Source organism: Janthinobacterium sp. AD80 (assembly GCF_002878455.1).
Lineage (GTDB): Bacteria > Pseudomonadota > Gammaproteobacteria > Burkholderiales > Burkholderiaceae_D > Janthinobacterium.
The window spans coordinates 1-11,725 of record NZ_NRDQ01000166.1; the positions used below are offsets into that span (position 1 = coordinate 1).

At 64.9% G+C, this 11,725-nt stretch carries 9 protein-coding genes and 1 pseudogene; 5 read left to right on the forward strand and 5 right to left on the reverse strand.

Annotated features, from left to right (window positions below; all coding sequences use genetic code 11):
• A partial coding sequence (locus JaAD80_RS24555; RefSeq protein WP_258003157.1) for a protein kinase occupies positions 1 to 1,345 on the reverse strand: 1,345 nt, incomplete at its 3' end.
• Positions 1,346 to 1,368: 23 nt separating this feature from the next.
• Positions 1,369 to 3,693 carry a hypothetical protein gene (locus tag JaAD80_RS24560; RefSeq protein WP_102298453.1) on the reverse strand — a complete coding sequence of 775 codons (2,325 nt, stop codon included), beginning with the start codon at positions 3,691 to 3,693 and terminating at the stop codon, positions 1,369 to 1,371.
• 325 nt (positions 3,694 to 4,018) lie between these two features.
• Between JaAD80_RS24560 and JaAD80_RS24565 the strand changes: the two genes are divergently transcribed.
• From JaAD80_RS24565 to JaAD80_RS24575, 3 genes are all read left to right on the forward strand, one after another.
• Positions 4,019 to 4,267, forward strand: coding sequence for a hypothetical protein (locus JaAD80_RS24565; protein ID WP_102298455.1), 249 nt, complete (start codon positions 4,019 to 4,021; stop codon positions 4,265 to 4,267).
• A gap of 199 nt (positions 4,268 to 4,466) precedes the next feature.
• Positions 4,467 to 5,162 carry a YXWGXW repeat-containing protein gene (locus JaAD80_RS24570; protein ID WP_102298462.1) on the forward strand — a complete coding sequence of 232 codons (696 nt, stop codon included), beginning with the start codon at positions 4,467 to 4,469 and terminating at the stop codon, positions 5,160 to 5,162.
• A 121-nt stretch (positions 5,163 to 5,283) separates the two neighbouring features.
• Positions 5,284 to 6,309, forward strand: a complete 1,026-nt coding sequence (locus JaAD80_RS24575; RefSeq protein ID WP_102298456.1) for a transporter — start codon at positions 5,284 to 5,286, stop codon at positions 6,307 to 6,309.
• A gap of 60 nt (positions 6,310 to 6,369) precedes the next feature.
• Here the strand turns inward: JaAD80_RS24575 and rnk are convergent, their stop codons facing one another.
• Together rnk and JaAD80_RS31650 are read right to left on the reverse strand one after the other, a co-directional pair.
• Positions 6,370 to 6,777: a nucleoside diphosphate kinase regulator gene (gene rnk / locus JaAD80_RS24580; RefSeq protein ID WP_180979574.1), complete on the reverse strand. Its 408-nt coding sequence runs from the start codon at positions 6,775 to 6,777 to the stop codon at positions 6,370 to 6,372.
• 7 nt (positions 6,778 to 6,784) lie between these two features.
• Entirely contained in the window at positions 6,785 to 6,913 is a 129-nt protein-coding gene (locus JaAD80_RS31650; RefSeq protein ID WP_258003159.1) for a hypothetical protein, read from the reverse strand.
• Positions 6,914 to 7,384: 471 nt separating this feature from the next.
• Between JaAD80_RS31650 and JaAD80_RS24585 the strand changes: the two genes are divergently transcribed.
• Entirely contained in the window at positions 7,385 to 9,277 is a 1,893-nt protein-coding gene (locus JaAD80_RS24585; protein ID WP_102298460.1) for a bifunctional diguanylate cyclase/phosphodiesterase, read from the forward strand.
• 244 nt (positions 9,278 to 9,521) lie between these two features.
• Here the strand turns inward: JaAD80_RS24585 and JaAD80_RS24590 are convergent, their stop codons facing one another.
• Positions 9,522 to 11,210, reverse strand: a complete 1,689-nt coding sequence (locus tag JaAD80_RS24590) for a peptide chain release factor 3 (RefSeq protein ID WP_102298464.1) — start codon at positions 11,208 to 11,210, stop codon at positions 9,522 to 9,524.
• Positions 11,211 to 11,395: 185 nt separating this feature from the next.
• Here JaAD80_RS24590 and JaAD80_RS24595 point away from each other — a divergent pair.
• Positions 11,396 to 11,725 (forward strand): annotated as a pseudogene (locus JaAD80_RS24595) (methyl-accepting chemotaxis protein); the annotation flags it as partial.

Consider the following 11,725-nt stretch of genomic DNA (forward strand, 5'->3'; position numbering starts at 1 on the left):
TGCGCTGCAACTCCTGGTGTTCCTGCAGGGCGGTGGCCGCATCGGCTTCGCGGCGCGCGCGCAGCTGGCCGCGCAGCGCTTCCTTGCGCAGCTTGCGCGCCTCTTCGGCCTCGAAATGGCGCTGTGCCTCCTGCTCGCGGCGCAGCTTGTCCTGGCGCTGCTTTTCCAGCGCGGCCGCCTGGATCTCGGCCTTGCGGCGCTGATCGAGTTCTTCCTGCCGCACACGCGCCTGTTTGAGTTCTTCCTCGCGCGCCTGTTCGGCCGCCAGGGCCGCCTGCTTTTGCTGCTGCGCCAGGCGCGCCTGCTCCTGGCGCGCCAGCTCCGCCAGTTCCTCGGGCGACGGGCCGGCGGCCCGCTCCAGTCCTTCGAGCAGGGCTTGCACGGATTGCGGGCGCAGTTCGGCCGTCAGCGAAAAGCCGTTCTGCAGCACTTGCCACTGCTGCGCGTTGAGGGCCTGCGGTGCGGACGGCAAATGGCTGGCGCTGCGCGTGTCGTCGAACGGCATGCGCCCTTCGAGCATCTGGTAGATCATCACGGCCACCGCATACACGTCGAGGCGCGGGCTGGGCTGGCGCTGGTAGGTGCCCGCCTCGGGCGCGCGGTAGCCCTGCGTGCCGGCGTTCGGCGTTTCCAGCCCCAGGCTGCTGCCCGCGTTGCGCACGCGCGAAGCGATGCCGTAGTCTAGCAGCTTGATGTCGCCCTTGGCCGTCAGGAAGACATTGCCCGGCTTCAGATCGCGGTGCACCAGCTTGTGTTTTTCCCACGCATACGACAGGGCCTCGGCCACCGGATGCAGCAGTTCCTGCACCGTGGCCAGCGGCAGCGCGCCCTGGCGCCCCAGGTAGTGCTCGAGGTCTTCGCCATCGAGGCATTCCATGATGATGAAATAACTGGCCGTGGCCGGATCCTGCGCCCATTCGTAGACGCGCACGATGTTTTCATGTGCCAGTTTCCGCGCCTGCGTGGCTTCCTCGATCAGCAGCTTGGCGTGCGTGGGGCTTTGCGTCAGCTGCGGCGGCAAAATCTTCAGCGCCACCATTTCGCTGCTGCCCAGCTCAGCGTGCGTGGCCAGGTCCGTGGCTTGCCACACCTGGCCCATGCCGCCTGTGCCGATCAGCCGTTCGAGCCGGTAGCGGCGGTTTTGCGGACCGATTTCCTGGCCCGTCATGAAGCCCAGTTCCGTACCCTGGCGCACCGGCAGCGGCGCGGACACGGGCGCGGCGCCCGGCGGCGCATATTCGGCGTCGAGGATGGCGTTCTTGCGGCGTTCAAATTCCTGCTCGCTGAGCAGCCCGTCGTCATGCAGGGCGCGCAGTTCCCGCAGCTTGTCTCGTGCTTTTTGCATCATCTATGGTGAAACGCTTCCAATCAGGGCTGCAGGGCGGCGCCACAGGCGGCGCAAAATTTGTCTTCCGGGTGGCCGGCGCGCTGCGCATGGCCGTTCTTGCAGCGCAGCGGCGCGGACCCGCCACCAGGCTGCGGCTGCAGCGCCTGCGCCACGGCCACACCGAGCTGGGCCTGCGCCGACAGGCCATGCGCGTGCGCCGCGTTCTGCAGGTTGATCAGGTCGAGCTGCTGGCGCCGGTCGCGATCAAACTGGCCTTCCAGGTAGCCGCGTTCCTGCGCCACGCTGTCCTGCGCCATGCGCATGGCCTCCAGCGGCGCGATGCTGTTCTCGGCCGCCGCCAGGGCCGCCAGCGCGTGTATCTGCTCGGCGCTCATGCCCGCCTGCAGCTGCACCTTGAGCACTTGCGCCAGCGCGGCCGCGTTCGGCCCGGCCGCCATGGCCAGCTTGCCCGTGTCGCTCAGGGAGCCGATCTTCTCGGCGCGGTCGATGTCGATGCGCGCCAGTTCGGCCGCATGCGCCTGCTGCGCCAGCAGCGATTCATACTCGCCCTTCCAGCGCGCATAGTCGCTCTCGCGCTGCTGCGCCATGGCCAGCAAGTCGCGCTGCCATTGCGCTTCCTGCTCCAGCTGGCGCAGCTGCTGGCGCTGTTCCTCGATGGCCAGCGCATCGAGCTGCGCCAGCTGCGATTGCTGCTGCAGCTGGCGTGCATGCACGCCGTCCGCCTCGATGGTGCGCAGCAGCTTTTCCTGCTGCGCGATGGCGTCCTCGCGCGCGCCGCCGCGCCGCAGCGCCGCCAGCTTTTCGGCGATTTCCGCCGCCTGCACCTGCGCCGCTTCATCCTTGTGCGCCTCGGCGCGCAGCAGTTCGCGCTGGCGCGCCAGCTGCATCTGCTCTTCCCATTCCTGCACCCGCTCCGCTTCGCGCTTGCGCGCCGCGTTGGCCAGCATCAGGCCCTGCCAGGCGGCCTTGTGCTGTTCCGCTTCCAGCTGCGCTTCGCGCTGCGCCGCCTCCATCTCGGCCTGGCGCAAGCGCGCCAGCTGGGCGCGGCGGCCCGCTTCGTCATCGATCAGCAGCGCGCTCTCGATTTGCTGGGCGATCGACTGCAAATGCACCTGGTGCGTAAAGCGCTGCTGCGCCAGCTGGATCTGTTCGCGACCGTTCAGCTGCGACAATTCCAGCTCGCTGCGCATCTTGATGGCTGCCAGCGCGCGCACATGTTCCCAGTTGGCCGCCTCGTCGGCGCGATGCGCGCCCTTTTGCGCCAGTTCCTGCTCCAGTTCGCCCAGCGCCAGCGCCGCGCCATGGTCGAGCGCCTGGCGCCGCGACTTCGCTTCCAGGATGCGCCCATACAGGTCGATCTGGCGCCCGCGCAGGGCCTGCAGGCGTTCCGCTTCCTGGTGGCCCAGTTCGGCCTTTTCCAGGGTCGCATCCTGCCGCAGTTCCGCGCGGCGGTGCGCATGGCGCGCGGCCATTTCCTCGCGCCGGATGCGCTGCCACTCTTCCTCGTCATACAGCTGGTCGAGCTGTTTCATGCGCTCCAGGCTGTGTTGCTCCAGTTCCTGCGCCGGCAAGCCGCCCAGCCACAGCGTGCCGATGCAAGCGTCGCCCGCATCGCCGCCGGCCCGCTTGTCGTGCCGCAGGCTGATGGTCTCCACGCGCGCCACGGCCAGGCCGCTGGGCGCCAGGCGCTGCGTCAGCGCCGATTGCAGGCGTTCGTTCAATTCGGGCCGCAAGTCGGCATTCGCATCCATGTCGCGCAGCGCGCGGCTGCCGATGAATTCCAGCGCGATCTGGCGCACGGACGGCAGCAGCAAGGCGTGCAGGTGGGCGCGCGTGACGGCGCCCGGCGCACGCATGAACTGGCGCGCGAAGGCGTCGGGCTGGCCCAGCGCAATGTCGATGCGCAGGGAGGCGGCAACACCCAGCAGTTCCGTGCTGGCCAGGTCGGGCAGGTCGAATTCCAGGGACAAGGCATCGGCGCGGGCGATCAGCACCTCGGCCGGACGCGCCGGCAGCAGCGCCGGCAGGCGGGCAAAGAAGGCCGTGCTGTCGTACTCGCCGGCGGGTATCAAGGTGAAAGCGTCCGACTGGACGATCCAGGCCCGCGACTCGGCGGGCACCTGCAGCCGGCGCGCGGCGCCGCCAAACAGCGAGGACAGTTCGCGCACGCCGAAGAACAGGGCCAGCTGTTCCTCGGACAGGCGCCATTGATTGGCATGCAGCACGGCGTCGCTGCCGGGAGCGCCCAGCGACAGGCCGCATTGCGCGCAATAGCCGGCGGCGGCGCCGTTCCTGTGCTCGCAACGGGGACAGCGGGCGCCGCCAAAACCAAACAATTGGAACATGTGAGACTCCTGATGATATTTTTATCCGCGCGACGGGGCCGCCATGCCGATTCTAGCAGGACAGCTGGCCCTGCACTTGCCGCGCGCGGCAGTGTGCAGCGTCAAATAATGCCACGCGGCAATTGCATTCATATGCCCGGATACAGGGCGATTTAGGCCTCAATTCAAGCGGTCGGCTTGCCGGCCCCATGCGTAGGCATTTCAGCGCCGCTTTTTTACCGGCCATCCCGCCAAAACCGCGTCCGGTCGCAAGGCCATGGCGATGCGCCGCGGGCATGGCTACAGTGCATGCATACCCACCCGCCCCCCCCGAAAGGAAAACATCATGAACACGCCAAAAAAAGCCCTGAAAAACATGGAAGCCATCTTCACCGTCGCCGTCGCCATCGCCTGCGCCGCCAGCTATGCCAGCTTCATGCAGCCATCGGCAGCCAGAACGGCCGAGGTGGCGCAGGCTGGCGCCATCCCCGTGGTGGTGGTCAGCGCCAAGCGCCTGACGGCGCAGGAAAAACACCTCTCGCTGCTCGAGGAACGCCAGGCCATGCTGGGCAATGCCACCGCCAGCACCCTGTGAGCCATGCATGCTGACCCCACGCCGCCTGGCGCAGGATGGACGCACGCCACGCCAGGCCGCCATGTCAGCGCATTTGTATCGGCCACGGATACACGGACACACAGTATTGTGTCAATTGTAATAAGTTGAATCAAAGGCTAAAACGCCGCCGGCAAGTCGCTATAGTCCATTTCACGCAATCACCGAAATGGAGCACAACATGAAACCCATCACACTCTACGCAGCAGCCATGCTTGCCATCAGCACCGCGGCTTTCCTGCCCGCGCAAGCGATGGCGCAAAGCCAGGTCGGCGTCAGCATTGTCATCGGCAACGCCCCGCCTCCGCCCCGGTTTGAAAGCGTGCCCGCGCCGCGCCGCGGCTATGTCTGGGCACCGGGCTACTGGAACTGGGACGGCCAGCGCCACGTCTGGACGGGCGGCGAATGGCTGCGCGAACGCAACGGCAACCAGTACCGCCGCGCCGCCTGGGTGCAGGAAAACAACCGCTGGCGCCTGGACCGGGGCGGCTGGATCGCGGCGCAGGTGCAGCCCGTGCGCTACGACGAGATCCGCATCGCCCCGCCGCCACCGCGCCGTGAAGCCATCCCGCGCGCCCGCCATGGCTATGTCTGGGCCCCAGGCCACTGGGAATGGCGCAGCCAGCGCTACGCCTGGACCCCGGGCGTGTGGATCGCCGAACGCCCCGGCTATGTGTATGCGCCACCGGCCTGGAACCAGCGCGATGGCCGCTGGCAGATGGAGCAAGGCCGCTGGTCGCGCGGCCCGAACGGCGACCGTGACCGCGACGGCATCCCGAACCGCTATGACCGCGACAATGGCAACCGCCACGACCGCGACCATGACGGCGTGCCGAACCGCGACGACCGCCGCCCAGATAATCCGCGCCGCAGTTAAAACGCGGCCGTAGTCAGCACAAGGCCACCCATCGCGGTGGCCTTGTCATTCTCCCGACACATCCATGTATTAGAATCGCGCGACGATCAATGACACTGCGCGAGAAAGATTCACGATGGCGATGGACAATGCCGGCTTTACCTATGGCTCGGACACCTCGGGCCTCGTCTGGGGTTTCCTGTTTGGCCGCGCAGCACAGCCGCTGGCGCTGGACTCGACCGCCGCGCTGGCCTGGCTGGCCCCGGGCGCGGCGCACCCGGCGCACGAATTCGTCTGGCTGCATTTCAACCTGTCGCACGCGGCCAGCGAAAAATGGCTGATGGCGCACACGCAGCTGGCCGGCGAATTCTATGAAACCCTGCACCAGGGTTCGCGCTCGACGCGCATCGAACAGGCGGAAAACACCCTGATCGCCGTGGTCAACGATGTGGTGCACAATTTCTCGTTCGAGGCGTCCGACATTTCCACCATGTGGGCCAGCGTGGCGCAAAACCTCGTCATCACGGCGCGCCGCGCGCCGCTGCAGTCGATCGAGCGCCTGCGCCAGGCCGTCATCAAGAACCATGAGCCGATACGCTCGTCGGTGGAACTGCTGATCCACCTGCTGCGCGACCAGGCCGACGTGCTGGTCAACATCGTGCGCGACGCCGTGGCCAGGGTCGACGATATCGAGGATCACTTGCTGGCCGGGCGGCTGGTACCGAAACGCGAAGACCTGGGCGCCATGCGGCGCGTGCTGGTGCGGCTGCAGCGCCTGCTGGCACCGGAACCGGCGGCCCTGTTCCGCCTGCTGCAACGCCCGCCTTCGTGGATATCGGAGCTCGACAGCCTGGAATTGCGCCAGTCGACGGAGGAGTTTTCCGTCGTGCTCAGCGACATGTCATCCTTGCAGGAACGCATCAAGCTGCTGCAGGAGGAAATTGCCGCCCGCGTCAACGAGGAAAACAGCCGCAGCCTGTTCGTGCTGACCATCGTCACCGTGCTGGCCTTGCCGATCAATATCATTGCCGGCATGCTGGGCATGAATGTGGGAGGGATTCCGCTGGCCCAGCATCCGCAGGGATTCTGGATCATCGTCGCCATCATCGTCACGTTTACGGTCGTGGCCGGATGGCTGGTGGTGCGCGTGCAACGCAATAGCGGATGATTGCTAGGCACGGCCTGGCGGGCGAACGGCGGGCGCCGTCCGCCATGGTGCTTGCCGCGCTTAGCGGTGGTACTCGCCGGCCCGTTCAGGCTGATAGACGATTTCCTCGATCTTGACCTTGACCACGCCGCCGGGCATGGGCCAGGCGATGCTGTCGCCAACGGACAGCCCCAGCAGTGCGCTGCCGACGGGCGCCAGCACGGAAATACGGTCGGGCTGGCCTTCCACATCCTTCGGATACACAAGCGTCATGCAGAATTCTTCCTTGTTCTCTACCGTGAAGCGCACGGTGGAATTCATCGTCACGACGGTGGGCGGAATTTCTCGCGGCTCCAGCACCTCGGCGCGGCCCAGCTCATCGAGCAAGGCGGCCTTGTCCGGCGACAGGTTATTTCCCAAGGCATACAACAACGCTTCCAGTCGTTCCAGGTCTTGTGACGACAAAATAATTTTTGGTTTTTTTTCCAAGATATCCTCACTGATTATCATTAGGGCGGCGTCTGGTTTTGCTGGCGGCATCTTGCGTGGCCGCGCGAGACAAAACAAACAGCATCAGAACGTCCATCATCAGCGGATTATGGACGAACTCGCGCAGCAAGGCCATAGCGTTCGCGCATTCCCTCTTAAAATTTATTAAAATCAATGACTTGCAATGTAATATTTACACGCGCAATAAAAACCGCAGGCCGCGCGCCCATTTAGCGGGCCGCTGCAAATTATTCCGCATGGCATTGTATTGACAACCGGCATGTCTTTGGTCAGAAAAAACCGCCGAGCAAAAAAAGGATTAAAATCAATCCTGGATTATTATTAGAAAGACACGCCCACACCACGTGCCGTGCATTTGTCAGACTGTGCTGCAACAGTTACTACTTGCAGTAAATACACCGTGGCGCGGGCATGCATTTCCAGGCGCCCTGTACTTTCACGCTACAAAATGACAATATGTCGGCCTTAACAACACGTTGAGAGTTCCGGCTCACTTCGGTTTTCATCAGACTGGAACGTATAGCATGGCAGGGCGAGGCAGATATACACGGGGCGGCAGCGGGCGGGGCCGGCAGGGAACGGGGTCATGATGGCGCCACTGACGCTGCCGTCGGCGCAGTTGCGCGGCGACCGGATAGCCAGGCTGAACTTGATGGCGGCGGCGGCCATGCTGGCCGGTGCCGGCCTGCTGCTGGTGCTGTTCCAGTGGTTTTCCCTGCAGGCCTCGTTGCAGCGCAGCCTGCAGATCCAGGCCGACATGCTGGCCCCCGCCGCCACCGTGGCCTTGCGCCAGAACAATCCCATTGCAGCAGAGCAAGTTCTCGCCCCCCTCGTGGCGGCGCCGCATGTGCAGCAGGCACTGCTCTACAATCCGTATGGCGCACCGTTCGCCCGCTTTGCGCGCAGCGGCGCCGACGCGGCACCGGCCGCGCCGCGCACGGGTACGCAGGTCAGCTTCCTCGCGGGCAACGCCACCATCCTCAAGCCCTTGCCGGGCGGCGGCGCGCTGCTCCTGCGCACCAGCCTGGCTGCACAGTACCGCAGCCTGGCGCAGTTTGCCGCCTTCACCCTGCTGGTGATCCTGTGCGCGTTCGGCCTGACGGTGCTGATGGTGCGCCGCACGCGCATCGCCGCCCAGCACGCGGAAAACCATTTGCACTACCTGGCCCACGTCGACCCTGTCACGCAGCTGCCGAACCGGCATGAATTCAACGATGCGCTGGCCTACGCGCTGGCGCGCGCCGACCGCCAGGACAGCAGCGTGGGCCTGCTGCTGCTGGACCTGGACAACTTCAAGGTCGTCAACGACACCCTGGGCCACCATTGCGGCGACCAGCTGCTCAAGCTTGTTTCCGAGCGTCTGGTGGCCATCCTGCGCACCACCGACATCATCTGCCGCATCGGCGGCGACGAATTCGTCGTCATCGTCGAACCGGCCGACGACAGCTCGGAGATGGCCAGCGTGGCGCGCAAGATCCTCGCCGTGCTGGCCGAACCGTTCGGCCTTGAAGGCCACCAGCTGTATGTCAGCGCCAGCATCGGCGTGAGCCTGTATCCGTTCGACGCGCAGGATGTGGCGACCCTGACGCGCAATGCGGATACGGCCATGTACCACGCCAAGCACCAGGGCAAGAACCGCTACGCCGTCTTCCAGCCGGAAATGGAACTGCGTGCCCAGCGCCGCCTGCGCATGGAAGCGAACCTGCGCCGCGCGCTGCAAAACGAGGAACTGTATCTGCACTACCAGCCGCAGATCGACTTGCGCAGCGGCCGCATCGTCGGCGTGGAAGCGCTGATACGCTGGAACTGCCGCGAGATGGGCCAGCTGAGCCCCGCCGAATTCATCCCCGTGGCCGAGGAAAGCGGGATCATCGTCGACCTCGGGCGCTGGGTGCTGCAAAGCGCGTGCCGCCAGGCGGCCGTCTGGTGCAAGGCGGGCCTGCTCGATTCGCTGGAACACGTGGCCGTCAACCTGTCGGCCTGCCAGGCGCGCGACCCGGGACTGATGGATGATATCCGCGCCATCCTGCACGAGACCCAGTTGCCGCATGGCTTGCTGGAGCTGGAAATCACGGAAGGCGTGCTGATGGACAATGTGCACGCCAACGTGGAACTGATGCGGCGCCTGCAGGAAACGGGCATCCACCTGTCGGTCGACGATTTCGGCACCGGCTATTCCTCGATGTCCTACCTGAAGCGCCTGCCCATCGACCAGCTCAAAATCGACCGCAGCTTCGTGCACGACCTGCCCGGCGAGGGCGAAGCCATCGTCACGGCCATCATCGCCATGGCGCACAGCCTGCATTTGAAAGTGGTGGCCGAAGGCGTGGAAACCTTGCAGCAGGTAGAATTCTTGCGCAAGGCGGGTTGCGACAATGCGCAGGGCTTTTTCTTCGCGCGCCCGATGACGGCGGCGCAGCTGACGGCATTGCTGCTCGAGCGGCGCGACTGGAGCACCCGCACGAGCATGCCGGCTTGATGGCGCCAACGATGGCGTCGGATTACGCGCGGCGTTGCCGCGCTAATCCGACCTACCGCAGATGATGCTTGGAATATTGAATGTTGACGGATAAGGGCCGTTGGCCTGATCCGAGCTACCGCATGCCCGCGCCATCGGCGTAGGTCGGGTTAGCGCAGAGCGCGTAAGCCGACACCACCAGCGCCTCAAAGCATAGGCATAGGTCGGGTTAGCGCATGGCGCGTAACCCGACACTAGCACCACATCAAGCCAGCTTGGCCGAATGCTCGCGCGTGGCGTGGAATGTCAGCTTCGGCCAGCGCTCTTCCGTCAGGCGCAGGTTCACGCCGGACGTCGCCAGGTAGGCCATGTTGCCGGCCGCATCGTAGGCCACGTTGTGGCCAAGCGCGTTTTCGAAGTCGTTCAGGATGCGCTTGTCGTCGCAGCTGACCCAGCGCGCGCTGCTGATGCTGGTGCCTTCGAACACGGCGTCGACGCCATATTCGTTGAGCAGACGGCTGGCCACCACTTCAAACTGCAGCACGCCGACGGCGCCGAGGATCAGTTCACCGCCCTGCACCGGCTTGAAGACCTGTACCGCGCCCTCTTCGCCCAGCTGCTGCAAGCCCTTGTGCAGCTGCTTGATCTTCAGCGGGTTGCGGATGCGCACCGAGCGGAAGAAGTCCGGCGCGAAGTACGGGATGCCCGTAAACGTCAGCATCTCGCCTTCGGAAAAACTGTCGCCGATCTGCATGTTGCCATGGTTCGGCAAGCCGATGATGTCGCCTGCGTACGCTTCTTCCACCTGTTCGCGCGAGGAAGCCATGAAGGTCACCACGTTCGATACCTTGATCTCGCGGCCCAGGCGCAAATGCTTGACCTTCATGCCGCGCTCGAAACGTCCCGAGCACACGCGCAAGAAGGCGATGCGGTCGCGGTGCGCCGGGTCCATGTTCGCCTGGATCTTGAAGACGAAGCCGGTGAATGGCTGCTCGGTCGGATCGACGGAACGCACTGTGGCATCACGCTCGCGCGGCGCCGGCGCCCAATCGACCAGCGCGGACAGGATCTCGCGCACGCCGAAGTTGTTGATGGCCGAGCCGAAGAACACGGGCGTCTGCACGCCGGAGAGGAATTCTTCCAGGTTGAACGGATGCGAGGCACCGTGCACCAGCTCCACTTCCATGCGCAATTGATCCATCTCCAGCGGGAACATCTCCTGCAGGCGCGGATTGTCGATGCCCTTGATGATCTCGAAGGCGCCGTCGGCCTTTTCCTCGCCGGCCTTGAACAGCATGATCTCGTCGTTCAGCAGGTGGTACACGCCGCGGAAGTTCTTGCCCATGCCGATAGGCCAGGTGACGGGCGCGCACTGGATCTTCAGCACCGATTCGAGTTCGTCGAGCAGTTCCAGCGGATCGCGCGTCTCGCGGTCCATCTTGTTCATGAAGGTGACGATCGGCGTATTGCGCATGCGGCACACGGCCAGCAGCTTGATCGTCTGCGCTTCCACGCCCTTGGCCGCATCGATCACCATCAGCGCCGAGTCGACGGCCGTCAGCACGCGGTAGGTATCTTCCGAGAAGTCCTGGTGCCCCGGGGTGTCGAGCAGGTTGACGACGTGGTCGCGGAATTCGAACTGCATCACCGAGGAAGCGACGGAAATGCCGCGCTGCTTCTCGATCTCCATCCAGTCCGACGTCGCATGGCGGCCCGATTTACGCGCCTTGACGGTACCGGCCATCTGGATCGCGCCCGAGAACAGCAGCAGTTTTTCCGTCAGCGTGGTTTTACCCGCATCCGGGTGGGAAATGATGCCGAAGGTGCGGCGGCGCTTGACTTCGCGCGCGATCACGGCCGGCGCCTTGCTGCCCGTGGCGGCGGTGGCGGTATCGGCGGCATTGTCCGCATTGTCGCTGGAATCGGGGGTGTGGATGTCGTTCTCGTTGGCCATATTGGTGACCATAATATGGCCCTCGCAAAAAACCCTCGATTTTACAGAAGGATCGGCCTTCCGTGTGAACTGCTTCACTCTGGCGAACGGCAAAACCGGCCTGCCGCTGCGCACTTCATCAAGGGGTCACAATCCGCAGGCAACATTGCACTGCAGAAATGTTGCCACTCTTTCCTGGAAATCCGATGAAAATGCTCCTCACCCCCGCCATCCGCCTCATGCAGCGCTTGCGCCTGCTCCCCAAATTCATGCTCGTCTGCCTGGTATTCCTGCTGCCCCTGGCGCTGGCAACCACCTTGCTGATCTCGGAGCTGGGCAAGTCGCTGGCGCAGGCGCAGGATGCGCAGCAGGGCATTGCCTATGTGCGCCAGTTGCAGGAAGGCACGCGCCTGCTGCAGCAGCGGCGCGGCCTGGAGCACCTGCGCCTGAGCGGCAAGGCGGGCATGGACAATACGGCCCTGAACCCGCGCATCACGGCCGCGCTGGCGGCCCTGGCGCGCCTGCCGGCCGGCGCC

What these genes read in the sequence shown, in the direction of transcription:
- JaAD80_RS24560 (WP_102298453.1), bottom strand. Translation starts at nt 3,693, where the DNA reads ATGTTCCAATTGTTTGGTTTTGGCGGCGCCCGCTGTCCCCGTTGCGAG.
- JaAD80_RS24565 (WP_102298455.1), top strand. Translation starts at nt 4,019, where the DNA reads ATGAACACGCCAAAAAAAGCCCTGAAAAACATGGAAGCCATCTTCACC.
- JaAD80_RS24570 (WP_102298462.1), top strand. Translation starts at nt 4,467, where the DNA reads ATGAAACCCATCACACTCTACGCAGCAGCCATGCTTGCCATCAGCACC.
- JaAD80_RS24575 (WP_102298456.1), top strand. Translation starts at nt 5,284, where the DNA reads ATGGACAATGCCGGCTTTACCTATGGCTCGGACACCTCGGGCCTCGTC.
- JaAD80_RS31650 (WP_258003159.1), bottom strand. Translation starts at nt 6,913, where the DNA reads ATGGCCTTGCTGCGCGAGTTCGTCCATAATCCGCTGATGATGGACGTT.
- JaAD80_RS24585 (WP_102298460.1), top strand. Translation starts at nt 7,385, where the DNA reads ATGATGGCGCCACTGACGCTGCCGTCGGCGCAGTTGCGCGGCGACCGG.
- JaAD80_RS24590 (WP_102298464.1), bottom strand. Translation starts at nt 11,210, where the DNA reads ATGGCCAACGAGAACGACATCCACACCCCCGATTCCAGCGACAATGCG.